Consider the following 25,560-nt stretch of genomic DNA (forward strand, 5'->3'; position numbering starts at 1 on the left):
TTTGATATTCGTTTGCAAGTGACAGTTCTCTCCTTCTGCTCCAGCTTGCTTGGCGCCGTAGACGCTGCAGACGATGCCGGCTCAGCCTGCTATGCTTTCCCTCACCCGACAAGACCCATGAGCGCCGCCCCGCAGGCTGCGGGATCCGGCAGCACAACGCCCGGCATCAACGGAACATGGATTGTCGATGTGGATCTCCTCCTCATGCTGTTTCGATCAATTGGTAGCCATGTGCTTCAAGTTGACCGGAATCAAACGCCTGCGGCCATGGCAGCCCGCTGCTCCTCTGGTACAGAATTTCGATGCTGTGTGCCGGGAAGCTCACCCACCAACTCGTAAGGCATGCACAGCGGCACGCCTGTGCGCGGGTCGGGCACGATGTCCGCCTCAATTCCGAATACCTGACGAAGTACATCCTGCGTGACTACCTGCTCCGGCGTCCCTTCGCTCACCACTCGGCCGCTTTGAATCGCAACCACGTGCTGAGCATAGCGGGTCGCATGATTCAAATCATGCACCACCATAATGATAGTACGTCCTTCTTCCGCGTTCAGCTTCTGCAGCAGCTTCAGCACCTCGAGCTGATGCGCCATATCCAGGAAAGTGGTCGGCTCGTCGAGAAACAGAATATCCGTCTGCTGAGCCAGCGCCATGGCAATCCAAGCGCGCTGCCTCTGTCCGCCGGATAACTGATCGACAGGTCGGTCTGCAAAATCCCCCATGCCCGTCACTTCGACTGCCCAATGAATAACCTCTTTGTCCTCCTTGCTCAGCGAGCCGAACCCCTTCTGATGCGGAAACCGTCCATAAGAGACGAGTTCCTGCACAGTCAGCCCGTCAGGGGCCGTCGGATTTTGCGGCAGGATGGCAAGCTGCTTCGCTACATCCTTAGTCGTCTGCTGATGAATCGATTTGCCGTCCAGGAAAATTTGCCCGCCCTTGGGCTTCATAATCCGCGCCATAGATTTAAGAATGGTCGACTTGCCGGAGCCGTTGGCGCCTACGAGGGCTGTAATTTTTCCATTCGGAATGGATAAATTCAATCCTTCGACAATCAGGCGGTCATCATAAGCTACGTCCAGCTGTTTGGTAAATAAGCGGGTCATTGTATATCCTCCTTCAATGTCATGCTTTGGAATTGGCAAGCAGGTATAAGAAATAAGGAACGTATAATAAATAGCGTTACACGGAGTGTCAATAAAACTTGGAGAGACCAATTATCCCGATTCGTAAGACTTTAATTGTATTTCGATTTCAGTTCATTTGTCAATAATGATTCTCATTATCATCTCTTATCATAACCTGATGCACGCCTATTGTTGCAGCTTGCTTTGATGCGATGTTGCCGGCGGCAGCGAGGCGTTTTAGCTGATCCTGCATAAGGCTGGTATAATAGATCAAAGCGAACATGAAGAACACAGATATCCTTATCGGGAGGTTACAGGATGGACGCGAAAGTCGAGCAGACGTTAGAAGCGGCTTTAAAAACTGGAAGTCTATGGCGGGGTCGGAAAACGATGAAGCGGAATCGACTGCGGATGAATTTGAAGCTTCTTTCTATAAGTTTATCGATGCTGTACGCGAGTGGGTTTACGGGTTAGATCAACGACCGCAGACACTCGAGGAATTGGCAGAGCTGCCTCTGATCAAGCATATTCTCGATCTGCTTCCGGAGCCGCTCCATTTGAACTTTGAAACCGAGGCCGAACTTATCCTTGAACATAAGAGCAGAATCGACGAGGACAAGTATGATTAAATAGAATCGTTCTCTAGGCATATCTGTTCTTTGTATCTTATGAAAATGAACAAGGGACTTCCCGCCATCGGGAAGTCCCTTGTTCATGCTTACAGCATTTCTTTACCGGTTTTGAATATCGGGTTTAGTGATGATCAGGATCAGGAGTTAAGATCTGGATATTGTCTATCCGCACGTTGTGCAAATCCCCTGTCATATCGCCTACGACGACCTCATCACCCTTGATGTCGACGACTGTAACCATTTCATACGACCTTAACTCGCCTGTTGCTTTGACGACGACAACCCGCATGCCTTCCATTAATTCCATGGTATCCTCTCCTTACTGGTCGCTAAGCAATCAGAGGGAATCCAGTCTTGATTGCATCCAATTACTTCTTGGCAGCGTCTTGAATCGTTTTTGGTGCATCGACTTGGTAGACGGTTTTCCAGGATTCCAGAATATTTTCTTTCGATACGGCAAGGGCAGGTACGGCAACATATGGAGGCGTTTCTTTGCCAAGCAAGGAATAAGCGGCCAGAATGGCTTCGGCAACGCCTTGGTCGTAAGGTAATTGTGCGCCGAGACCTTTGACCATGTCGCCTTGTGCGATATTAAGCGCAACGTTTGTGCCCAAATCAATAGTAGTGATGACCAGATCATTTTTGCCTGCCGAGCGTGCAGCTGCCAGGGCCCCTTCCGCAGGAGCATCCCATACGACAAAGATCCCTTTCAAATTCGGGTTTTTAGTCAGCATCGCAGAAGCCACTTTCTCGCCGTCATTGGGTCCTGCAATACCGCCGCGATCGACGATCTTGATGTTCGGATATTTTTCTTTGATCGTTTTCTCAAAAGCTTCCGTTCTTTGTTTGGTTACGAAGAAATCCGCATCGTGGAAAATAACGCCGATATCTCCTTTTTCACCAAGCGCCTTGGCCATAAGATTGGCCGCTTCAACGCCGTTTCCATAGTTATCCGCGGAAACTACACTGACATAATCTTTACCGTGCTCCAAACCGTTCGGTTTATTATCCATAAATACCAGCTTCACGCCCGCGGCAGCAGCTTTTTTAAACGCTTCTGCGGTGGAGACAGGATCAACGGGAATACTGATGAGGATGTTCGGTTTTTTGGTCAATATAGTCTCAATATCGGATACTTGTTTTTCCGGTTTAAAGTTAGCGTCCGTTTGCGCAATCACTTCGATACCCATCTTGGCAAATGTATCCTTGAGCCCTTTGACCTGCGCAGTCGACCAGTCGTTGCCGGCATAGTGCAGGGCAACGGCTGCTTTGTATTTTCCTTCTTTGATTTTCGCCAATTCTTCCGGAGTCAGCTTCAGCGTTTTGGCGGAGATGGCGCTTTCTCCATTCGGACCTTTACTTAAAATCTCTTTATCGGGAAGGCTCTGATTAATAGTCACTGGACCGTCAGGAGTAGTGGTTGCTGCCGGTGGCGTGGCCGCCGGCGTATTGCTGTTTGCTTCGCCGCCGGTTCCCTTGCTGCTGCTGCTTCCACATCCGGATAAGACGATGCTGAACATCAAAATGAATACAAAGCATGCGGAAAATAATTTTTTCATTTTCGATAACCCCTCTTCTACATGAAATTTAGTTGCAAACACACACCGATGAAGCCAGATTCCCTTCAAGCTTGTTGCCCTTGCAAGAAAACGCTGTACTTTTGGGCGGCATTCCCCCTTTCATGCGTACCTGGTCAAGAAATGCTCTCAACCTTTTCCCAAGTGCCCGTTTTAGCGCTTTTGACGATGGCATCGATGATAAGCATGATTTGATAACCTTCCGCGAAGGAAGCAACGGAATCAGAATGGGTCATTTTCCCTTCTACGGCATCGTAAAAGTTCTGCATCATGTTTTTCAGGCTTTCCGTCCATCCCTCTTCATGCCCGCCCGGGTAATGAAGGAACGGAAGCACCTCTTTCTTCACGAGGCCGGGGTCTCTCAATACGGTTTCACTTGGTTTATCCCGGTACCTTATGGTCAGACGGAACGGTTCTTCCTGCTTCCAGGTGCCGGAAGCGACAGAGCCGTCTATATTCAAAACCAGGGCATTCTTGCTCCCTGCGGATACTTGGGAGACCGTAAAAACGCCTCTTGCCCCATTATCGAATTTGACCAATACGGAGCAATAATCTTCCGTACTGACATCAACCAGACTGGCATTTTCCTTTCCGCCGTTTTGGAAAGTTTGCTTTTCTTTTAGCGGTTTGTAGCGTTGAGGGATCATAATCGCCGTATCGGCCATGACTTCCGTAATTTTCATTCCTGTTACGTACTGCGTCAGGTCGAATAAGTGGGAGCCGATGTCACCGATGGCCCTTGTTTTTCCGCCGTACTCGGGCTCCAGCCGCCAGTTATAGTCCGTATCGTACAATAACCAATCCTGCAAGTAATTGCCGCGGACAATACGGATATCGCCCAGCTCATTGTCCCTCACCATACCGCGAAGGTGCTGAACCATGGGGAACTGTCTGTAATTGAAATTGATTCCGCTAACCAGATTTTTTTCTTTCGCCAAATGGTACAGTTCCTTGGCCTCTTCGCTTGTCAGCGTGAGCGGCTTCTCCGAGAGCAGATGCTTTCCATGCAATAAAATTTGCTTATTAATCTCGTAATGCAAATAATTCGGCGTACAATTATGGATCACATCAATTTCCGGGTCTTTCAATAAGTCCATATAATTGCCATAGGCTTTTGGGACATTTAGTAATTTTGCGCTTTGCTCGGCTTTGTCCTGACCGCTTTGCGCGATCGCAACGACTTCGACAAAACTGAGCCGTCTGACCGCTTCAATGTGCGCTTGTCCGATAAAACCGGCTCCCAGTATCGCTGCTTTTATTTTTCTCATGAGCAATCCTTCCTTGATTACTTACTGATCGCTTTACGTCCGAAAGCCACAGCGAGGATAATAATGAGTCCCTTTACGATCATTTGCTGGCTGACATCCAGTCCCATAATGATCAAACCGTTGTTGACCGTTCCAATCATCAGCGACCCAATGACCGTGCCGATAACCGTACCTACGCCTCCAAATAAACTGGTGCCTCCTAAAATAACGGCTGCAATGACGGATAGTTCGTCTCCTTCGCCGAAGGTGTAGCGTCCGGAATGCATCCTTCCCGCATACAGCATGCCGGCAAGTCCTGCAAGCACGCCCGATCCGATCATCACGTACAGTTTCGTTCTGGCAACGTTCACACCCGAGAACTTTGCTGCGCTTTGATTTCCGCCTGTGGCCAGCGTTCTTCTGCCGAATGCGGTTTTACGCAATATCACATGCCCGATAAAAACGATCGCCACAGTCCAGATCAACAGAATCGGCACGCTTCCGACATCGCCAGATCCGAAGAAATACACAAACGTTTTGTCAATGATCGGCACAGGCGCCGTATTCGTTATCCACATCGCCATTCCTTTGGCTATCCCCATCATCCCGAGCGTGACCAGGAAAGAAGGGATAATGACCTTGGTCACCAGCAAACCGTTAATTAAACCGATAATGAACCCCGTCCCCAGGCCGGCTATGATCGCCCCCGGAATACCGAATCCAGCTTCCAACGCCATGGCCGACGTTAATGAAGATAGAGCCGCTATGGAACCGATAGACAGATCGATTTCCGCAGCACTCATCACAAAAGTCATCGCCACGGCCATGATGGATATGATCGCAGTCTGGCGAATAATATTCAACAGGTTGTTCGCCGACAAAAATCCGTCAGAGCTTAACGTGATTGAGAAGTAAATGAAAACGCCTACAAAAGCGATATAAACAATATATTGCCGCCAATTAAAACCCTGAATACCCGGGTTAGAAGCCTTGGATTGCATGCTGCAAATTCTCCTCCGAATTGATTTCCTCGCGCATAAATTGTTTGACGACTTTTCCTTCATGAAACACAAGGATCCGGTCGCTTACGGCCAAAAGTTCCGTCATTTCCGAAGATACAAGCAGAATGCTCTTTCCTTCATCGGCTAAATCACGAACCATATCGATAATTTCCGTTTTGGCCCGGATATCGATCCCGATAGTCGGTTCGTCAAGCATGATGATTTCCGGCGAATTGGCCAACCATTTGGCAAAAACGATTTTTTGTTGATTCCCGCCTGACAGCAAACGCGATTTCTTATAAATGGAGTCGGTTTTAATGTTTAATTTTTTGACCCATTCTTCGGACATTTGGTTTCCCTTCCTATCGTTGACAAGCACATTCGTAATCTTGGAAAGGGACGGAAGCAAAATATTATCTTTCACTTCATGATCCAGCACCAACCCTTGAACCCTTCGATCCTCAGGCACTAAAGCAAGTCCGTTATGGATGGCGTCTTTTGGCGACCGTATAGCGACTTTCTTTCCTTTTATATGAATTTCACCTTCGGTGATCGAATCGATTCCGAACAGCGCCCGCAAGGTTTCGCTTCGACCGCTTCCCATCAAACCGGCGATTCCCACAATTTCTCCATGCTTCAATTCAAAATCTATACCGTTCACCCGATCGTTTGTTTTCAAATTTTTAACTTGAAGGATAACCTTGTGGCTGGCCGGTTGTTTGCGCTGCTTCCATTCAAACTTATCCAGGTTTTTACCCGCGATGTGCTGAATGACGCTGTCCATATCCAACTCATTCGTATCCGCTGTGATAATGTGACGCCCGTCGCCCATGATCGTAATTCTGTCGCAAATCTGGAATATTTCTTCCATCCGGTGGGAAATGTATATAATGGAATAGCCCTTCCGTTTCAATCCCCCAATAAAGTCGAACAATATTTCCGTTTCCCGTTTCGTTAAAGAAGATGTGGGCTCGTCCATGATCAAAATTTTCGTTTCCTTGGCTAACGCCTTGGCAATTTCCGTCATCTGCCAGTACCCGACGCCCAGATCAGCCACCAGGTCATTCGGTTTGATATCAACGTTCAATTCCTCCAGCAGCTGCGCAGCCATTTGAACGCATTTCTTGTCATCAATAAAACCCCATGCCGTTCTTGGTTCTCTCCCGATATATATGTTTTGAGCGACGGTTAACGTGGGAATAAGACTGAACTCCTGAAAGATCATGGAAATCCCTTGTTTCTCCGCATCATTAGGCGTTTTGATTTGAACTTCGGCACCGTCCAAATGTATGCTGCCCGCATCCAACTCATATACGCCCGTCAAAATCTTCATTAAGGTCGATTTCCCGGCCCCATTACCGCCCATCAGGGCATGAACCTCGCCCTTTCTCAATTCGAAATGAACTTGATCGAGTACTTTAATTCCATTAAATGATTTGGAGATTTGGCGCATTTCCAGCATTGGCGTTTCCATTCGAAGTACTCCTTTATAGGATGACCTCGGGACGGGCGACCGTCCCGAACGCTATCCTTCTTATGCAAAATCTACATGTAAACGATCTTCACCCATTTTTCAGCATTGGCAGATTCCAGGATGGCATCACTGATAACCGCAATCCGATAACCGTCCTCGAAATTCGGAGACACTTCCGTATCGTTTACGATGGAAGAAATAAAGTCATGCGCTTCAATGATCTTGGTTTCTGTGTAACCAATGCCCAAGGCGGGAATCGGCCACAGTGCTTCGCCATACGGATGAGCCGGCCCCGTATAAACGGTGCGGAACCCTCTTCTGTCTTCCGGATCGCTGGAGAAGCATACTTGCAGTTCATCCCTGCGCTCATAGTTAAAACAGATGGAACCCAGCTCGCCATGGATTTCAAACGTAATAAAGTTATTCCGGCCCCACGCATTGCGTGTTGCTTCTATGCTGCCGATGGCGCCGTTATCGAATCGGAGAAGCGCGCTCACTTCATCGTCTACGTCTACCGCTTCCTTCCTCACATCGCTTCCGGCCTTCACCGTACCAAGCTTGTCAACAGAGCCGGATTGAACCGGACGTTCCTTGATCCAGGTTTGGGACGTTGCCAATACTTCGCTGATGTCCCCGACCAGGTAACGCGCCATATCGATAACGTGCGTTGCAATATCGCCGAGTGCCCCGGAACCGGCAACCGATTTCCGGAACCTCCAGGAGAGAGGCGAATTCGGATCCGCCGACCAATCCTGAAGATACGTTCCGCGGAAATTCAAAATTTTACCGATCGAGCCTTCTTCGATATATTTCTTTGCCAGTGCGATTGCAGGGGTGCGTCGATAGTTGAAGGCCACCATATGCTTCACGCCTGCTTCCTTCACGGCATCCAGCATCCGTTTTGATTCTTCTGCGGTACGGGCAAGTGGCTTTTCACAAATAATATGCTTGCCGGCTTTCGCAGCCGCAATGGCGATCTCGGCATGCGAGTCATTCGGCGTCACAATATCGATAATGTCGATAGCCGGGTCTTCTACCACGCTTCTCCAGTCGGTCGAATAAGATTCGAATCCATAACGCTCGGCGGCGGCTTTTGCCATTTCTTCGTTTATATCCACGACGGTTTTACGCTGAGGAAGCGCAGGCGCCGGCCAAAAAAACATCGGCATTCCCGCATAAGCGATTGAATGTGCCTTCCCCATGAAGCCTCCGCCGATCATTGCTATGTTTAGTTTACGCACGGTGTAATCTCCTTTGTTATGATGACTTACGAATAGAAACCGGCATTACCCGATGTTTAAACGCTCTTTCAAGTAGGCTTTACTAATCTGTGCGCCCTTGAATGGATCCTCGTAGCTGTCGAGCTCCACCGTGATCCAGCCTTCATAGTTCGCTTCACGCAAGATGGATACCATCTCCGCGAAATTCTGGTTGCCTTCTCCAAGCGGTAAGAAAGCGCCGGACTTGTAATCCTTGAAATGCACATATTTGATTCGATCCACATATTTTTTAATCACGGCTACGGGATCTCCGCCACCCGCTTCGATATGGGCCGTATCCGGGCATAATGCAATCGAAGTCAGCCCCATAATTTTGTCGAGCTGATCCGGTCCCTGCACACATGTGCCCAAATGCGGGTGGTAGCTTGGCACCAATCCGTATTTTTCCGCAATTTTCGCGCCCCGCTCCAAAGAATGTGCCAACTGCTCATAGTCCGATTCCTGAATGCCGCCCGCCCGTATGGCGCCTCCTCCAAACACAAGATGCTCCGTGCCGAACTCAGCGGCCAGTTTGGCAACCTTCTCGATTTTGTCAAACTCTTCTTCCAGAATATCTTTGAAAATAAAATTCGCCCCGGTATACACCCCTACCACTGCCAGGTCCAGACTTTTCAACAGCTGGCGAAATTCGTCCTGGCGATTCTCATACTGCATCAAATTTCCGTCAAACAGCTCGATGCCCTTGTATCCTGCGGCCGCTATATCCCGAAGTGCCTGCTCGGTCGAACCGTTGGCCAAGTAATAAAGATCTTTGACGGAAGTTACACCTGCGGGATGTCCGACTACACCGCCCCATGTATTTGTTTGGTAACCCAATTTCATTTCAAAACCTCCCCGGGATCATTAAACGCGTTCATTCATTGGCTTCCATTGCCTCCGCTGTTACTATGCGATCAGCTTTTCAAACCGCTCCTTCATCCATAAGCAGACTTGCCACAAATCCGCCACCGGCTGGCCCGTGAACGGCAGTCTCGGCATGTAATCCGGCGGTCCGAATTCCGGCGTGAACGTGAGCGGCATGCCGCTATTTGCTCGCGCTTGAATAATCTGCTTCCACCAGTCTTCATGCGCGCTCAGTTCCGTCTTGTATTCGGGAGCCGCGGGATGGGGGACTTGCGGTCCTTGCGCATATCCGACCCGCGAGTGAACATGTATAGTCCGCTGGAAAGCCATCTCCAGGGATTCCTTCTGATCTTGCAGCAGCGATTCACACACGCATACCCAGTGACTAAAATCGGCTGTCAGCTTCAATTCCGGGAATTCCCGGAGGAGAGCCGCTGTCGTCCAAGGCGTAAACATGGCTCGTCCCCGGTGTGTTTCGTGTCCGACCGGAATGCCCAATCTCTGCTCGACGGCGAGCGCTTTTTCGAAAAATGCCGCCTGTTCGTCAAACGGCATTGCGTCTTTGGCGCTATGTGAATTGATCATGATCGGGGCCAGTGCCGCCGCTTGTTCCGTCTGCCGGCGAAACGATTCCGCATGATCGGGTCCCTCTGTGAACACCATCGAAACATAATCGAGCTTGTATTGCTCCAGCAGACTGCGGAACCGCTTCTCTTCCACGTTCACTCCACCGGTAATGGCCAGTTGGCTTGGTACGGGGGATTCAATTCCATGGTAGCCTGCGGCGGCAATCTGCTCGAACTGGCTCTCCAGAGAACCTTCCATCCCCCAGAGCGATTTGATGCTTTTTATTTTCATCATGGCCTCACCAGATCCTTTAGAAGCGCTTTCAGCTTCACGTCAGGGTTTTCCAAATTGTTCAGATCAGGTCTCGCTTGCTGTTGAATGAGCATTTCAGCGAAACGGATGTCCTTGGCAATTTTAGAGATCGGCCCAACAGCGCTGGCCGCGACTAACCGTCCGTCAGAGGTAAGATGGAAAAAGAACTTGCCGTCTTCGCCGATATTGCGGCTTACCATGATTTCGCCAAAGTCCGTCAAACCGGCCACTTGCAGCGTTTGTTCGTACTGATCGGACCAGAACCAGGGTACGACTGTATAAGCTTCCCCTGCGCCCATCATGTTACGAGCCGCAAGTGAACCTTGATCCTGGGCATTGCGCCAGGACTCAAGCCGAATTCGTCGGCCGTCATATAAAGCATGCGGGAAGGAGCAGCAGTCCCCGGCGGCAAAAATATACGGATCGCTTGTTTGGAGCCTCTCGTCAACCCGTATTCCATTCTCGATCTCCAGCCCGCAACCGGCAGCCAGCGTTATCTCCGGAACAGCGCCGATCCCGATAATAATAGAGTCGCATTCGATCGAGGTCCCGTCGGCAAGAACGATAGCCTGACGGCCGCCGTTGTTTGCTATGCTGTCGATGGTAACGCCCAATTTGAAATCGACGCCGGCGGCACGATGACGGGCTTCCACGATGTCGGCGATTTCCTTGGGCACACCCCGCGTCAGAATGCGCGGGCCCAGTTCGATGAGCGACACGGTACAGCCTCGCTCAACAGCGCTCGCCGCGGCTTCAAGTCCGATGAATCCGCCGCCGATGACCGCAACATGAGTCCCGGGCTGCAAACGCGAACGAAGCGACAGTGCGTCGGAAAACGTCCGCAGGTAGAGCACATCCGCGTTCTCGGAGCCTTCTAACGCGTACTTGCGCGGGCGGGCCCCTGTAGCAAGCAGCAGCCGGTCGTACGGGAGTTGCCGTCCGTCTTCAAGAATAACGGCACGGTTATTTCTGTCGATCTCTACGGCCATGCAGCCGGACAGGAATGTAATGTCGTGCTGTAACAGCTTCTCATCGTTCAGGATGAAAATCGGCGACGGTTCATCTTCGCCCAGCAGCAAATTTTTTGAAAGAGGAGGACGCTCGTAAGGCGCATGCTTCTCTTCACCGATTAGCGTGATAGGTCCGCTCCAGCCCTGCGTCCGCAGTTCGACAGCCGCACGCGCTCCGGCTTCGCCTGCCCCGATAATAACCATGCCAGCTTCGTTCATGACGATCCCCCTCAATCGACTTTGATGAAGAGCATACCCGCGTCAATCTTAACGGGATACGTCTTAATCGCGTCGCAGATTGGGGCCCGCTTGGCTTCACCGGTTGTGAAATCAAGTCGGCCGTTATGCTTCGGACATTCGATGAGATTTCCCATCACCAGGCCGTCCGCCAGATGAACCTTCTCATGCGTGCAATGCCCGTCGGTCGCGAAGCAGTCCCCTTTGGCATTACGATAAAGCGCGTAGGTTCGGTCGCCATGATCAAATCGAACAACATCTTCTACATCGATATCTTCAACAGCACATGTTTTAATCCAGCCTTCGTTATTCATAAGTACCTCCATCATGTAATCGCTTGTAGGTTTGAACTGCTGCAGTGCGAATGACAGCCGGGCAATGCGAGGAACGATAAGCCGCCTGCATTGCCGCGGACTATTAAGCGCTTTCAATGCCGTCATTCAAGAATCTCCTTGATGGAGAAATTTAAGTTTGGTCCCTGCGATGCTTTCCTGCTTACTCCGCTTTCCGCATGAGCGTCGCGTCAGGAGCTACCGTTCCATAGGGTGCCGGACCATATTTATACGGACGCGCGGTTTCGGGTAGCTTGCGCACGATGGTATAAGTAGGATCTTTACGCTGCTTCCGAAGCGCCGTGAAAACTTCCATGAGAGCCGCCCAGAGACTCGGGCTTGCCGGCGGGCAGTCCCCCTTCATCTCTTCATGAAGCTTGGGAAGTGCATGATAAGGAACCATTGGAAACATATGATGCTCGATGTGATAGTTCATGTTGCAGTAAAGGAATCGGATAATCGGATTCATATAAACCGTACGTGTATTCAGGCGGTGATCCAGAACATCTTCATTAAGCCCCAAATGCTGCGTCCAAGCGACAATCATAACGGCGTAGAAGCCGTAAAAGGTTGGAAGAACGATAAACATGGCCGGCAGTATGCTTCCCGTGTAAATACAAGCCGCTATTACCGCCAAAAAGATAAGTATCCATACACGAGCTTCCCAATACGCTTTCTTGAACTCGGATGCAGGAATATACTCCAGTTCCTCTTTATCCATCTTACCGAAGGCATGCAGCAAGACTCTTTTCAGGTCGATCACTCCGCCTATCAAGCGAAACAATTCCGCCGCCAACACTCGCCAAACCGGTGGTCTTGGGGCATGGATCTCGGGATCACGGCCAACAATATAGGTGTCGGTATGATGGCGGGCATGGCTCCAGCGCCAAGGCGTCGCCGGGAACAGGTTCATGAATGAAGCGATCTGATAAATCACTTCGTTCATCCAAGGCGTTTTGAACATGGTTCCATGACTGGCCTCATGCCAACGCGAGTTCCCTGGCAGCGCATACACGGCACCGTACGCTGCGAATGCCGGAATTGCCCACCATGTCCCCCAGGAAAGGTATGCCAGATAGCCGAGGATGCCCAGCAAAGCAAACCAGATGATCGTATCCCGGATGGCCGGGCCGTCCTTACGCTTCATGAGCTCCTTCATCTTTTGGCGGGGAATCGGGGAAGCGTACCATTCGGCCGACGCAATCCCTTTCTCCTGCGCCCGCTTATCCTCCGGTCCGCCGAGGCTATAATCTCTTCTGTTGATATTGACAGCCATAAATAACTCCTCCTTAAATCCATATTTCGTCAGACTGTTTTATTGCTTTTCATTGCATTGACCAATGCAGCGGGAGGTCTTTCACGCAATACTTCCTGCCACCCGGTCAACAGGTTGTCGGCCGTGATTCGATAAGGCGTAATCCCGATAAATGACGGGATTTTTTTGCCGATTAACGCATTAGCGGCCGCTAGAGCCATCGCTCTTCCCTGCTCATAAGGCCGCTGAGCGCTGAGCCCCTTGATCGGCCCGCCCATCGCGATGTTCATAGCTCCCTCATGATCCAAGTCCGCCGTTACAATACTGATGTCTTCGCGGTTCAATTCGCGTAAAGCGGCTAACGCTTCCAACGCCGGGCCTTCCCACGATACATATAGTCCTTCGATTTCAGGATGGCTTCGGATCATCTCATAGCACTTGTCGAAGGCTTTCTTTTCGTTGATGAAATTTTCGATCGCTACGATTTCCAGTTCGGGGAACTCCTCGCGCAACACCTGCTCTACGGCCATATCTCTTTGCTTTGTGGCAAAGAAAGAGGCGCCGTGCATGATTAATCCGATTTTTTTCTTCTTATTTTTGGTTAAATGTTCGCCAAGGATTCTGCCCGCAATTTGACCGTTCTCCCTCTGATTGACTGAGACGCAGGTCACATAATCGTCGCGGGTAAACCCATTCGGCACATTATCAATCAGAACAAGCTTCGTTCCTGCAGCGGCAACTTCCCTGTAGCTTTGAACCGTCAAAATCTCATCGGCGGGAATACTGATCAGAACATCGGGATTCATCGTTAAAATACTTGCATGCTGCTTGATTTGAAGTTCAGGATCAAAGTGCGCATCCATAACGGCAAGAACTTTTACACCCAACTCCGCAAAAACGTCCTTGATCCCTTTTTCATGCAGCCTTGCCCAAGCAATGCCTGAATAGTGAAAAGAAATGGCTGCCGTATAGGAACCTGCTTTAATCTGTTCCATCTCAAAAGGACTCAGTTGCAAAACTTCGGGACTTTCCGCTTTTTCCCCAAGCGGCCCTCTGCCAATGCACTGCGTGGAATTTCTTACCCTCAGCCTGCTGGGAACGATCGTGTCCTCCGCGCTATCCTCCGAACCCTTTAACTTGTCATTTAGCTTCTCAACACTTTTCATGCCAATCTCTACAGGGTCAAACGCAGCGGTCGTCAGAGCGGGCTGAAGCAAATGACTCAGCTCGAACTCGTTAAAGCTGACCAGCGAAATATCATCGGGACACTTTATATTGTTGCTGTTGAATAATCTTAACAGCTCCAACGTCGCATTTTTATCTGCGCTGAGCACTGCGGTCGGCCGATTTTCGTCTGTAAAGATTTTGTCCATCATCTGTTTATCAAATTGATCATAGGCGCCAACGCCGATGACAAGCGCCGGATCAAACGGAATGCCGTTGTTTCGCAGCGCATCTTTATATCCGTTGAGCATTTGACGGTGCGTATAGCCATCCTTCAGCTCATGAATATAACAAACCCTTTCATGTCCGCTTTTTATGACATGATGCGCAGCCTTGTAGGCGTTCTCATAATAATTAATCACGACATTGCCAGTTTTTGAATCGCTTTCAAGATGATTGATGAATACGGCCGGCGTGCTCAATTCCCTCATCTTGAATACGTCTTCATTACTGTTCTTGTCAGGTACCAGGATGATGCCGCAAGGTTTCTCCAGCCTTATATAATCACGTATCGAACCTTTGTTCTGCGAGTTTAATATCACCACATGATAGCCGAACTCAACCGCTTTGCTTTTTATCCCTTTAATGATATTGACGTAAAAATAATCCTCTACATTCTCCACCAGACATAAAATCACATCTGAATGAAGGGCTTTCATATTTCGTAATACAAAGTTAGGCTGACCTTCCGATTCGTTTATGACAGCCAGCACTCGTTCCGTTAATTCTGCACTTACATATCTTGTTTTGTTGACCACATGCGATACTGTGGCGACCGAAACTCCTGCTTTTGCTGCGATGTCTTTTATCTTCATCGTCACTCACCAATTTTATTATTTACGTAAAAAATCGTATCAATTATTCAGCTTCGACTCTCAACACACCTCATTTCCTAACATTTAAGGGTAATCATAGGTAATTTGCGCAAATAAACGAGTTCATATGTCTTTTATACCATAAAACACACTTGTTCGTCTATATAATTTACGCAATTTTTTCCGCGTAATTTAAAGAAATTTATATTTTTCCTCTTCTTATTAGGCTGTTTTTCTATTTATTTTGATCATTCCAACGTTTTTTACGTAAAAAACATACTCAATAACATGATATTCGGTTTCAACTATGTTCATTATTCATTTTTTTACGTAAAAAATTATCTTGGTAAAACTCGCTTGCGTAACACGAAATAGACTCTTTATATTAAGGTTTTTACATCGTCTCCCACATTGAGTTATCCGCACCTTAACGCTTATAATAAAGCGATAATAAAGTTTAAAGGAAAAGGTGTCATTCATGAGCATATTAAACGTAGAAAGACTAAGCCATGGCTTTGGAGACCGCGCCATCTTCAACGATGTATCCTTCCGCCTGCTCAAGGGCGAGCACATCGGACTTATCGGCGCCAACGGCGAAGGCAAATCCACCTTCATGAACATCATTACGGGCAAGCTCCAGCCGGATGACGGGAAGATCGAATGGTCCAAGCGCATGCGCGTTGGATATCTCGATCAGCATGCGGTGCTCAGTAAGGGCATGACGATCCGCGACGTCCTAAAGGGAGCCTTCCAATACTTGTTTGATATGGAACAAGAGATGAACGACATGTACGCCAAGATGGGCGAGGTATCTCCGGAGGAGCTTGAGCAGCTGCTCGAGGATGTCGGAACGATTCAGGATACGTTGACGAATCAGGATTTTTACATGATCGACGCCAAAATTGAAGAAACCGCCCGCGGACTGGGACTTACCGATATCGGACTGGATAAGGACGTCAACGACCTTAGCGGCGGTCAACGGACGAAGGTATTGCTGGCGAAGCTGCTGCTCGAAAAGCCGGACATCCTGCTCCTCGACGAGCCGACGAACTATCTCGATGAACAGCATATCGATTGGTTGAAGCGCTACCTGCAAGAGTACGAGAATGCATTCATTCTAATTTCACACGACATTCCGTTCCTTAACAGCGTCATCAACCTGATCTATCATATGGAGAACCAGGAGCTAAACCGCTATGTTGGCGATTACGACCACTTCCAGCAGGTCTATGAAATGAAAAAGCAACAGCTGGAATCCGCCTATAAGCGCCAACAGCAGGAGATTGCCGATTTGAAAGACTTCGTGGCCCGGAACAAAGCGAGTGTCGCGACGCGGAATATGGCGATGTCCAGACAAAAGAAGCTCGACAAGATGGAAGTTATCGAGCTCGCTAAGGAAAAACCGAAGCCACAGTTCAACTTCAAGGAAGCGAGAACGTCCGGCAAGCTGATTTTCGAAGCCAAGGATCTCGTCATCGGTTATGATAGTCCCTTGTCAAGGCCGCTTAACCTCCGTATGGAACGCGGTCAGAAGATCGCGCTTGTGGGTGCGAACGGGATCGGTAAAACGACGCTGCTGAGGAGTATCTTAGGCGAAATCAAGGCTTTGTCCGGCTCCGTTCAGCTCGGAGAGAACCTGAACATTGGTTACTTCGAGCAGGAAACGAAGGATGCCAACTATAACACATGTATCGAGGAAGTATGGAACGAATTCCCTTCTTTCTCGCAGTTCGAAGTGCGCGCGGCGCTGGCCAAGTGCGGGCTCACGACCAAGCATATCGAGAGCAAAATTGCCGTGCTTAGCGGCGGCGAGAAGGCGAAGGTGCGCCTCTGCAAGCTGATCAACCGCGAAACGAACCTGCTCGTGCTCGATGAGCCGACCAACCATTTGGATGTGGATGCCAAGGATGAGCTGAAGCGTGCCCTTAAGGCGTACAAAGGCAGCATCCTGCTGATCTCCCACGAACCGGAATTTTATCGCGATGTCGTTACAGATACATGGAACTGTGAATCCTGGACAACGAAGGTGTTTTAAACGGTATTCCTCGAAAGCTTGTCTGACCGTTAGTGGTAAGACAAGCTTTTTTTTGCGAACAGAAGCATGAGACTCTTCTCCCTAACCAGCCTCCCATTCGAGACGGCAAAAGAGGAGGGTTCAGCACCCTCCTCCCCATGCTATGTTCCGACCCGTTGCTTCTGGAATGTGCTCCCCGGGTCCGGCCCACTTCCGTCAATTTGCCGATTTATCGATCTCAGTTACTATCACTCAACCGTATAATTGATGCGCTCCTCGGGAACTTTCAAAGGAACGATCAACTCATGCCCGGCGCCTCCGTCTTTGGCGCTGTGAATGTACAGGATTAACATCATGTTGGGCTGCGAAGCTTTCTCATAGCTGACGTCGAAGTGGAAACGGCCCCATGCCGGGGCGCCCTCTTCGGCCATTTCGTGCCCTTCGGCTAAAATAGTGTGTCCGTCTTCCAACGTCCAGCTAAATGCGGCTTCGAATACGCGGGCTTCGCCTTCGACCGTGAAGGTGGGGCCGACTTTTGTCCCCGGCAGGGGCGAAAATACGCGGAAGGCATCGTTTGCCGCCACAGGAATCGGGACGGTTTGGCCGGAGCGGGCGTCAATTTGTATAGTGACTGGTTGATCGACGGTTTCGTGTTGGACGAGTTCTACGTTCCAGTAGCCGTTCTCCGCATCCAGCGAGGCGGTTTTGACAGCCCATGCGGCGGTCGGCCCGGTTTGCGATTGCAGGGCGGCTTGCACGGCGTCCGTTTGACCGATCATGCCTTCGGGCACCTCCTTCGTATGATCATGCATGATGATTTTGACGGCAACGGTCTGTGCCGGGTACGATTCTTTGACTGCCCCTGCATGCCACGCTTCCACTTGTGCGCCGACCGGCATACTCTCAGGCGAAACGTTACGGCCGCCGCTGTTCTGGAGCACCGTCCGCTCGTTTACGGTAAACCAGAAGGCATCGATATAGGGGGCGCCGTTTTTTTCAACATAGGCTGTGATTAACCAACGGCTCCCTTCCTTTTGTATGATGCTCCCCTTGTCAACTACCTTGACCGCTGGCGTCTCCTGTTCGGATACCTGATTCGCTGCGGGGTCCGCAGAACCGCTTTCCTGACCGCATGCTGCCACTAGCATCGCCATGCAAAGCAAAGCGAGAATAAGAAACCCTTTCCGTTTTCTCATGCTTCTCAGCTCCTTTGAAAGGTTAACGCAGCATGAGCCTCAAAAGTTTCAAAGCCGCCTCCCGGTTTCCTCTGATCGTGTACTTCCCTGCCGATAACTGCCCTTTAGTTGAGAAAGAAGGAACGGGAACCGAAGCACCGTTCTGGTGCTCTCGATTCCCGTTCGTGAACAAAATGAGTTGTTTTCCCATCAACCTCTGTCCCCTGTTGAATCTTGGATAAACCATTGAATAAAGCACATAATATGTACGTGTATCAATGAAAGGAGATCCTCATGAGAAAAATTGTACCGTGTTTCTTTGTGTTTTCGTTATTTGTCAATGTTGATCTTTATGGTTTTTATCCAAATGTTGCAGCAGCGCAAACCGCACCACTTCCATCACCGGGAATGAAAGTGACTCAAACCAATACCGCTTTGGTGCTCACAGATCCGCAAAATGACTTTTTAAGCCCAAAAGGTGTAGCCTGGAATTTAGTAAAAGACAGCGTTGCTGAAAATCATACGATTGAGAACATTGAATTATTATTAAAAACAGCAAAGGAAAACAAGTTTAAAGTGTTTGTGTCCCCTCATTACTATTATCCCTATGACCAAAAATGGATGTTTGGGGGAGCTATGGAACATTTGATGCACGGTATCCACATGTATCAACGAAAAGGCCCATTATCGCTTGAAGGCTTTAAAGGTTCTGGTGCCGACTTTCTGGATAAATATAAGCCCTATATTGAAGATGGCCAAACCGTCATCACAAGTCCGCATAAAATTTTCGGACCCGAAGCCAATGACTTGGTTTTGCAGCTGCGAAAACAGGGAATTACCCGCGTCATTCTTGCAGGTATGTCAGGGAATCTGTGCATTGAATCTCATATGCGCGAACTCATCGAACAGGGATTTGAAGTGGCAGTGGTTCACGATGCCACAGCTTCCGCAAAAATAAACGACTTGGATGGGGATAAGGCCGCAAAAATAAATTTTCGTATGATTGCCAGTGCTTCATGGTCTACAAATGAGACTATAGATAAAATGAAAAATTCATAGGGACTGAACATGAAAATCCCCCCAGTTCAACGCATAGCAAAATTCTTACTTCGGAGTGGTTTACATTCTCCGCAAGGAATTCGGAATTGGGCAACTAAACATCGTGTCTGACTTAGATGGGCTCTCTTTTGCAATACACGTCGTTTTTCAGGAATACCTCCACAACCTTGACGAAATTGCTGAGAGGATTACACGGATTGAAAAAAGAAATCCACGATCAGGCTACTGAGAGTATCCATGCCCCTGAACGTTGATGGGAGCCCCGTTTGCGCTCGCCTTGCTGTTTTCTTCCAAAGTGCAACTGCTTATGCGTTTGTTTTTTCGTATTATTAGGCCAGCCAGAGTTTGGGGACAGCCCCTTCTTATTTACGTCTACATATGGACAATCGGTTATCCAGTCACACGACTCACAATTTTTAGAACCGCATCTCTCGTTAATTTGTTTCCTCCGACAGCGATGAGGTTTACCGTAGCATGAGCTAGCGCTAATGGTATCTTGCAAAATTTCAACGCCGGACCTTCCTTCAGATCTGCGATATAAGAGTCGGCAAGTTGTAAATTGCGACGTGTGTATTGCTGCATCTCCTTGAATCCCCAGCCGTCAGGAAAGAAGTCAACGCCACGTTTAAGATCTTCCTCTCGATTTCGGAGGATATTGACCGCCTGCAGTCCTCTTCCAAAGGCAACCGCCTTCGTTAGATCGGATTGCGTCCCGTCATGCCACAACCATAGTTCAGATAACATTTCTCCAACCATACCAGCTACACTATAGGTATAGCGGTCCAAATCCTCTTCCGTATGAATGCTCCACCCGTTCTGAACCCATTCGGCCATTTGTAACGACATCTTTGCGATGTAACGATATACGATTGGGGCTCCGGAGGTCGGACATAGCATCGCCCACTCATCGAGTTGCCTGGTAACTGCCGGTAATACGGCCCCATACGGCGATAGTATTTTTTGTGTTGCTTCGATAATATGCGGGGATTGGAATGCCTCGTGTATCCCGAGTAATAGTTCCACTTTCAATGGGTCTGTGAGTTCATCATGATCCTCGATTTCATCTATAGCCCGCATACACAGATAGGCAGATGTTACAGCCTCCCTTAATCCTAAATCCAATTGACTTATCGGAATATAAAAAGTACGGCTCGTTTTCTTCAACATGGTCATTGCATCATTCCGGACGACGTTATTAATGAGTATTCCCTCCAAGTATAAGCTTAGCTTTTAATTTTTTCATCGTTTAATTTCATGATAACATACATTGATATTGTCAATCCAAATCCGATAACCATTACTCTACTAAGCTGTCCGTTAGCGGAGAAGGCTGCCGATCCATTGCTGTCGGCAGCCTTCTCCAGAGCTTTATTGAGCTCTCGTATCTGTTCGTTCAGCTTTTAGAGGCTATACTATTTATTTTACTAAACTGAGGTAATGGAAGTCGATTATTATTTTTGCGGCAACGAAGCCTATTAGCCTGTACAAGCGAAAGGAGGAAGAGCATGGATAATGGAACTAGTCATACAGAAACAAAATTGGAGTCCACAGTTATAACAGCAGCTTAGAACGCAAACTAGTCCTGAAACCTGTCGAGCACGTATTGACGAATAGTAGTTAATAATAATGTAAGAAAGCGCGTGTCGTTAAGGGGAAAGCCCCTGTGGGAGCATGCGCTTTCTATCTATTCGTCAGTGGCTATTCTTCCGGTTATTCTTCTCTTCTTCTTCGACTACGTATTTCATCCCCCCATTTCGGGCATGATCCAAGACTATATTGACTTCCTTGGATTGTCCGGTTTTGGGATCGAATGAAGTGACTGTTTCCTTTTGCTCGTCCATGATTATTTCACCTCCGCATTTAGACTGCACATATTCTTGGGAAATCATCCATAAATCAGCCTGTTCCTACCAAGAATAACAGCCTATGTTTGTATCACAGCGCCGCGACACAAACATGGGTGTATATTTAAATTGCCGGCAGCTTCAGCCGCCGGCATTTATTGTGCTAACGTTTTCCGCAATAATCGTCAGCAAATCTTTATCGAGATCAGAATCTACAAAGTGTACGAATGATATCGTAGAGATCAAGTCTTTACCATTGAATTTCCGTAGGCCATCCATTCTTTTTCGTTATTAACATGACAGCCTGCTATTCAGCACAGAAGGCTTAACGTGTCTCCATGTGCAAATGAGGACATCGCTTCTTTAACTCCGTCAAAAAAGCTTCTTCATCTAGGGGTGATATATGGATATAATCATAAATGGTCACCCATTTGTTTTTTAGGTTGGGATAGCTATCTACATAAATTTTGCCGTTGACCTTATTTGTTATTTGTATTACACCCATGTAGGTCTTAAGCTGCTTGTGTATACTTCCAGAAGTTCCTTACGCTTATTCTTATCCATGTAATTCTCTCCTTAATATCCCATATCCTTTAACATTCTTGATAATGTGCGCAGCCTTTCCCCGTCAACTCATCATCATCACTCAGTGCTTGACTGAACAGTCTGATATCTTCGTGAATTTTATCATTCTCTGTACATACTGCTACAGTCATGGCATCCCCCTGCAGACCAACCCGGTCTATGACAGGATTTTGTGGATCATATAAATGCTCGTACCTGTAGGCTTCGCGGAAATACGCTAAGGATCGGCAAATCAGAATAGACAAATCAAGAACGCGATGGAGTGGGAGTTCCTCGGATTGCCGCGACCATTTTTCCCCCGTGTATCTCCATACTTTCGCAGAAATATCGACCTTTCCCCTATCGTTCCACTGAGCTAATCCCAAGGAAAGACCTTTCGCATCCGTATTCCCGGCGAATCGGCCGTCAACCTGATCATAGTTTTCAGAAACGACAACAGGTTTATGTTTTAATGTAGTAGGTATTTTCATTTTGTTTCCTTCTTTCCGTTTACTAAATTAGTAATTTACTAAATTACTAACATTTGCTCAACACCAGGAATTTGGACGAGAAGTTTGTCCATCTTTGAGTCGAGGTCTTCTAACCTCTGTTGAAATAGTTCGTACTTATCTAATAATGTGCTGAGCTCTAATTTAGCCATATCTGAGCCCTGACGAATGCCAATGGAGAGGCTTGCGACATGCTTTAACTCTCTCACCTTGCTCAAGCCGACAGCTCGTTTTACGGCCTTCCTAAGATGCGTTTGTATCGCTTCATCAGAGAACACTACCAGCTCATGAGGTAACATATTGAGCTTTAGCAATTGCAATGCTGCTTTCCCTTCCCAATCCTTAAAAACTCTAATCCTCTGAAATCTTGCACACGAGCGACATGCGCGAACTTAGCAATGTCTACGCCAATGATGAGCGTACGTGGAGTGATTTGAACAATCTTATGATTTTGGTTATATTTCATTGTAAGCCTCCTGATACATGTGTAGTTGTCCCTTTTGCCGGCCAGCGTCAGGACACTATTTATGATATCAAGAGGCCTTTTTTGCATTCAAACCCCGATTTTCTTCATTACAGGAATGCTGCCCGTTAGCTAGTGAAGGGCTGCCGCGTGGCAGCCCTCTCGGTATTGGACTATCGTTAACCGTTAACTCAATGACTTGTGCTACGGTTCACCGTATGAGTCCATTGGGGGATTGTTCAAGAAGTTCTTGCTTGAGAAATTGGTAAAGCTTTGAGCTTGCCAGTTTCAACGGATATTCCGATGGCTTGGAAAGAATGCCGAAAGTCATGTATATAAGACTGCCGCTCATAGCCCGTATCGTAGTTCCTGTAGGAACCGGTTTCAAAACAATCTCTGGCACAAGGGCAATACCTAGTCCGCTTTCGACATAATATTTCAAAGCTGTCATACTGCCAATCTCCATCGTGTCTATTGGAACGTTCCCTGATTCCTGCAGTACCATCTCAAGTTTTCTGCGGTACGGACAGGTTTCTGACGTGATGAGCAGACGATGTCCCCGAATATCATCCGGCGTAATAACCGCTTTTTGGGCAAGTGGATGGTTCTCCGGCATCAAGACCACAAACTCTTCCTTAAATAAGGGTTCAAAATAGAGATCGGAACCCAGATCCGGTGCCGAACAAAGAGCCAAATCAACATCCCCTTTGAGAAGCCGCTCGCTCAATGTTGGCGTGTTTGCAAAGTCCAGAGAGATACGAATTTTCGGAAATTGTGATAAAAATCTCTCTAAGATACCAGGTAATCGATAACTGGCAGTTGGCTCCGTCACCCCTAAACGGATATTCCCCCTTTCGCCTAATTGTAAATCCGACAAGTTCGTTTGTAATTGTTCCATATTCTTTACAATTTGCAAACTCTGGTCGTAGAACAGTCTTCCGGCTTCTGTTAACCGGATCTTTTTTCCGCGTTCGATAAGCTGAACGCCCAATTCGGATTCAAGCTTTTGGATTTGCATCGTGACGGTAGATTGTACATAATTCATTGCATCAGCTGCACGGATAAAACTACCGTACTTCACAATCATTTGAAAGGTTTTTAATGTTTTAAGATCCATCGTAGTTCTCCTAGCTCCGAGTTCATTTTTTTTGAACCTATCGATCAATTTATTCAATTATACAAATTCGAAATGGCAATATACAATCATTTACATCAGAGTGTAGCAAAAGGAGATGACTACATATGAATTTAAAAAACAAAGTGGCTCTTGTTACCGGCGGTGGTACAGGGATTGGCCGCGCTACTTGTCTCGCGCTTGCTGAGCGGGGGGCAACCGTCGCCGTGAACTATTCGCGCTCTAAAGCCGATGCGGAAGAAACAGCACAAATCATCAATATAAAAGGTGGGTGCGCAATAGCCATACAAGCCGACGTTTCTCAAGACAAGGAAGTAAGGGAAATGGTTGATAAATTGGTGCAGCAATTTGGGAGAATTGATTTGCTTGTGAATAATGCCAGCATTACACGGCATATCCCGTTTGATGATCTGGAAGCGGCAACGGAAGAAGTATGGGACGAGCTTTATGATGTTAATGTCAAAGGAATGTATCACTGCGCGCGAGCTGCAGCCCCTTTCATGAAAATGAATAAACAAGGAGCGATAGTCAACCTCGGCAGTATAGCCGGACAAACAGGATTAGGATCCTCTCTTCCATACGCCGTATCCAAAGCGGCAGTTCACGGTCTTACGAAATCGTTAGCACGCGCCTTAGCTCCGGATATTAGAGTCAACTGTGTTGTTCCAGGAGCCGTCGCGACAAGATGGTGGGCTGGAAGGGAGGAACAAATGAAGAGGCTGGCTCCTAATCTTCTGCTGCAGCGAGTTTCAACACCTGAAGATATCGCTAAATTTATCTGCGCAGCCTTGGAACAAGAAGCAATGACAGGTCAAATCATTACAGTGGACAGTGGACAAACGTTATAGGGAATATTCCTATAAGTGTATATTCAAATGGAAAGGAGATACGTTATATGGGCGTGAACATGACAACATTGAGTGCACTTGCCGAGCCCAACCGATTACACATCGTCGAGCTTTTGCGTGACGGTCCACTCACTGTAGGAGAAATAGCCGAACGACTCGGGCTCCGTCAGCCGCAGGTATCTAAACATCTACGTGTACTTGGTGATTCCGGGCTCGTTGAGGTGCATCCAAGCGCGAATCGCCGCATCTATAAACTGCAGCCACAGCCCTTCTTAGAACTGGATGAGTGGATTGATTCCTTTCGAACCCTATGGGAGGATAGATTCGACCGCTTGGACGATTATTTACGTGAATTGCAAGGAAAGTAATAACGGGGATACGGCTTTGTAGCGCAGCTGGGAGCAATTGTGCAACTGCATAATTCATTATTTAGGAGGAAAATGAATTGACGACAAATAAAATGATATCGAAAGTAGAAGATCATGTTCTGGTACTGGAGCGCGTATTCGATGCGCCGCGTGAGCTCGTGTTTAAGGCTTTTTCGGAAGCTGAACACTTAAAACGCTGGTTTGGACCGAAAGGCTGGCCGCTTACGGTTTGCAACATCGACTTCCGTCCGGGCGGGGTATGGCATTTCTGTATGAAGTGCACAGACGAGAGCCAGGAATATTACGGCCAGGAATCTTGGGGCAAAGCAGTCTACCACGAAATTGTAGAGCCAGAGCGGATTGTCTACGTCGACTCGTTCTCCGATGCGGAAGGCAATATAGTTGAGGGAATGCCGGAGACGCTGGTCACGATGACCTTCGTCGAACATGAAGGCAAGACGAAACTGATCAGCCACGCTCAATACGCATCGGCCGACGCACTCAAGACCGTAATGGATATGGGAATGCTCGAAGGTATAGCCTCGACTTGGGACAATCTGGAGGAATTTCTGGAAGAAATTAAGTAAGGTGCGGTGTGATGACCGAATACATCAGCACGGCCGCTTGGCTTTGAAGCCGGCGGCCGTT

Annotated in this window: 24 protein-coding genes and 2 pseudogenes; 6 read left to right on the forward strand and 20 right to left on the reverse strand. The window is 48.2% G+C overall.

Annotation, left to right across the window (positions count from 1 at the left end; all coding sequences use genetic code 11):
• Positions 1 to 251: 251 nt before the first annotated feature.
• The gene (locus PVA01S_RS14110; protein WP_127608147.1) at positions 252 to 1,106 is read right to left on the reverse strand and encodes an ABC transporter ATP-binding protein; all 855 of its coding nucleotides are present in this window, start codon (positions 1,104 to 1,106) and stop codon (positions 252 to 254) included.
• Positions 1,107 to 1,498: 392 nt separating this feature from the next.
• On the opposite strand from PVA01S_RS14110, the gene PVA01S_RS14115 reads away from it, so the two are divergent.
• Complete coding sequence (locus PVA01S_RS14115; protein WP_236595795.1) at positions 1,499 to 1,756, forward strand: hypothetical protein; 258 nt, start codon at positions 1,499 to 1,501, stop codon at positions 1,754 to 1,756.
• A 124-nt stretch (positions 1,757 to 1,880) separates the two neighbouring features.
• Here the strand turns inward: PVA01S_RS14115 and PVA01S_RS14120 are convergent, their stop codons facing one another.
• The 12 genes from PVA01S_RS14120 to PVA01S_RS14175 form a co-directional block, all read right to left on the reverse strand.
• A complete protein-coding gene (locus PVA01S_RS14120) occupies positions 1,881 to 2,066 on the reverse strand; it encodes a hypothetical protein (RefSeq protein ID WP_054796192.1) in 186 nt (61 codons plus the stop codon).
• A gap of 61 nt (positions 2,067 to 2,127) precedes the next feature.
• Entirely contained in the window at positions 2,128 to 3,387 is a 1,260-nt protein-coding gene (locus PVA01S_RS14125; RefSeq protein ID WP_372814256.1) for a substrate-binding domain-containing protein, read from the reverse strand.
• A gap of 65 nt (positions 3,388 to 3,452) precedes the next feature.
• The gene (locus PVA01S_RS14130) at positions 3,453 to 4,604 is read right to left on the reverse strand and encodes a Gfo/Idh/MocA family protein (protein ID WP_127608148.1); all 1,152 of its coding nucleotides are present in this window, start codon (positions 4,602 to 4,604) and stop codon (positions 3,453 to 3,455) included.
• Positions 4,605 to 4,621: 17 nt separating this feature from the next.
• Positions 4,622 to 5,584, reverse strand: coding sequence for an ABC transporter permease (locus PVA01S_RS14135; RefSeq protein WP_054796191.1), 963 nt, complete (start codon positions 5,582 to 5,584; stop codon positions 4,622 to 4,624).
• Positions 5,565 to 7,058: a sugar ABC transporter ATP-binding protein gene (locus PVA01S_RS14140; RefSeq protein ID WP_127608149.1), complete on the reverse strand. Its 1,494-nt coding sequence runs from the start codon at positions 7,056 to 7,058 to the stop codon at positions 5,565 to 5,567. Before PVA01S_RS14140 ends, PVA01S_RS14135 begins: the two co-directional genes overlap by 20 nt.
• A gap of 71 nt (positions 7,059 to 7,129) precedes the next feature.
• Positions 7,130 to 8,299, reverse strand: coding sequence for a levoglucosan dehydrogenase (locus tag PVA01S_RS14145; protein WP_127608150.1), 1,170 nt, complete (start codon positions 8,297 to 8,299; stop codon positions 7,130 to 7,132).
• A 45-nt stretch (positions 8,300 to 8,344) separates the two neighbouring features.
• Positions 8,345 to 9,160, reverse strand: a complete 816-nt coding sequence (locus PVA01S_RS14150; protein WP_127608151.1) for a sugar phosphate isomerase/epimerase family protein — start codon at positions 9,158 to 9,160, stop codon at positions 8,345 to 8,347.
• Between the two features lie 63 nt (positions 9,161 to 9,223).
• Positions 9,224 to 10,042: a sugar phosphate isomerase/epimerase family protein gene (locus PVA01S_RS14155; protein ID WP_306439359.1), complete on the reverse strand. Its 819-nt coding sequence runs from the start codon at positions 10,040 to 10,042 to the stop codon at positions 9,224 to 9,226.
• Complete coding sequence (locus PVA01S_RS14160; RefSeq protein ID WP_127608152.1) at positions 10,039 to 11,289, reverse strand: NAD(P)/FAD-dependent oxidoreductase; 1,251 nt, start codon at positions 11,287 to 11,289, stop codon at positions 10,039 to 10,041. The genes PVA01S_RS14155 and PVA01S_RS14160 overlap by 4 nt, the downstream gene beginning before the upstream one ends.
• Positions 11,290 to 11,300: 11 nt before the next feature.
• Positions 11,301 to 11,747: a MocE family 2Fe-2S type ferredoxin gene (locus PVA01S_RS14165; protein ID WP_230876277.1), complete on the reverse strand. Its 447-nt coding sequence runs from the start codon at positions 11,745 to 11,747 to the stop codon at positions 11,301 to 11,303.
• 55 nt (positions 11,748 to 11,802) lie between these two features.
• Positions 11,803 to 12,915: a fatty acid desaturase family protein gene (locus PVA01S_RS14170; RefSeq protein ID WP_054796188.1), complete on the reverse strand. Its 1,113-nt coding sequence runs from the start codon at positions 12,913 to 12,915 to the stop codon at positions 11,803 to 11,805.
• A gap of 29 nt (positions 12,916 to 12,944) precedes the next feature.
• Positions 12,945 to 14,933 (reverse strand): LacI family DNA-binding transcriptional regulator, encoded by a 1,989-nt coding sequence (locus PVA01S_RS14175; protein ID WP_127608153.1) that lies wholly within the window; start codon positions 14,931 to 14,933, stop codon positions 12,945 to 12,947.
• A 478-nt stretch (positions 14,934 to 15,411) separates the two neighbouring features.
• Here PVA01S_RS14175 and PVA01S_RS14180 point away from each other — a divergent pair, with 478 nt between their 5' ends.
• Positions 15,412 to 16,968: an ABC-F family ATP-binding cassette domain-containing protein gene (locus tag PVA01S_RS14180; protein ID WP_127608154.1), complete on the forward strand. Its 1,557-nt coding sequence runs from the start codon at positions 15,412 to 15,414 to the stop codon at positions 16,966 to 16,968.
• Positions 16,969 to 17,195: 227 nt separating this feature from the next.
• On the opposite strand, the gene PVA01S_RS14185 is transcribed toward PVA01S_RS14180, so the two are convergent.
• Positions 17,196 to 18,143 (reverse strand): Gmad2 immunoglobulin-like domain-containing protein, encoded by a 948-nt coding sequence (locus PVA01S_RS14185; RefSeq protein ID WP_127608155.1) that lies wholly within the window; start codon positions 18,141 to 18,143, stop codon positions 17,196 to 17,198.
• A gap of 22 nt (positions 18,144 to 18,165) precedes the next feature.
• A complete protein-coding gene (locus PVA01S_RS26645; protein ID WP_155615385.1) occupies positions 18,166 to 18,333 on the reverse strand; it encodes a hypothetical protein in 168 nt (55 codons plus the stop codon).
• A gap of 83 nt (positions 18,334 to 18,416) precedes the next feature.
• Between PVA01S_RS26645 and PVA01S_RS14190 the strand changes: the two genes are divergently transcribed.
• Positions 18,417 to 19,181 (forward strand): cysteine hydrolase family protein, encoded by a 765-nt coding sequence (locus tag PVA01S_RS14190; protein WP_127608156.1) that lies wholly within the window; start codon positions 18,417 to 18,419, stop codon positions 19,179 to 19,181.
• A 390-nt stretch (positions 19,182 to 19,571) separates the two neighbouring features.
• Here the strand turns inward: PVA01S_RS14190 and PVA01S_RS14195 are convergent, their stop codons facing one another.
• From PVA01S_RS14195 to PVA01S_RS14215, 5 genes and pseudogenes are all read right to left on the reverse strand, one after another.
• Positions 19,572 to 20,354 carry a squalene/phytoene synthase family protein gene (locus PVA01S_RS14195; RefSeq protein ID WP_164751836.1) on the reverse strand — a complete coding sequence of 261 codons (783 nt, stop codon included), beginning with the start codon at positions 20,352 to 20,354 and terminating at the stop codon, positions 19,572 to 19,574.
• A gap of 518 nt (positions 20,355 to 20,872) precedes the next feature.
• Positions 20,873 to 21,022, reverse strand: coding sequence for a hypothetical protein (locus tag PVA01S_RS26650; protein WP_155615386.1), 150 nt, complete (start codon positions 21,020 to 21,022; stop codon positions 20,873 to 20,875).
• Positions 21,023 to 21,601: 579 nt separating this feature from the next.
• Positions 21,602 to 22,080 (reverse strand): annotated as a pseudogene (locus PVA01S_RS14205) (DUF6530 family protein).
• Positions 22,081 to 22,121: 41 nt separating this feature from the next.
• Positions 22,122 to 22,454, reverse strand: a pseudogene (locus PVA01S_RS14210) (IS110 family transposase); the annotation flags it as partial.
• Positions 22,455 to 22,772: 318 nt separating this feature from the next.
• A complete protein-coding gene (locus tag PVA01S_RS14215) occupies positions 22,773 to 23,678 on the reverse strand; it encodes a LysR family transcriptional regulator (protein WP_127608158.1) in 906 nt (301 codons plus the stop codon).
• A 125-nt stretch (positions 23,679 to 23,803) separates the two neighbouring features.
• Here PVA01S_RS14215 and PVA01S_RS14220 point away from each other — a divergent pair, with 125 nt between their 5' ends.
• The 3 genes from PVA01S_RS14220 to PVA01S_RS14230 all read left to right on the forward strand — a co-directional run bounded on the left by PVA01S_RS14220 (position 23,804) and on the right by PVA01S_RS14230 (position 25,499).
• Positions 23,804 to 24,544: an SDR family NAD(P)-dependent oxidoreductase gene (locus PVA01S_RS14220; RefSeq protein WP_127608159.1), complete on the forward strand. Its 741-nt coding sequence runs from the start codon at positions 23,804 to 23,806 to the stop codon at positions 24,542 to 24,544.
• A gap of 47 nt (positions 24,545 to 24,591) precedes the next feature.
• Positions 24,592 to 24,912: an ArsR/SmtB family transcription factor gene (locus PVA01S_RS14225; protein WP_054796181.1), complete on the forward strand. Its 321-nt coding sequence runs from the start codon at positions 24,592 to 24,594 to the stop codon at positions 24,910 to 24,912.
• Between the two features lie 92 nt (positions 24,913 to 25,004).
• A complete protein-coding gene (locus PVA01S_RS14230) occupies positions 25,005 to 25,499 on the forward strand; it encodes an SRPBCC domain-containing protein (RefSeq protein ID WP_372814259.1) in 495 nt (164 codons plus the stop codon).
• Positions 25,500 to 25,560: the final 61 nt, after the last annotated feature.

The organism is Paenibacillus validus NBRC 15382, assembly GCF_004000985.1.
GTDB classification, from domain to species: Bacteria; Bacillota; Bacilli; order Paenibacillales; family NBRC-103111; genus Paenibacillus_G; species Paenibacillus_G validus.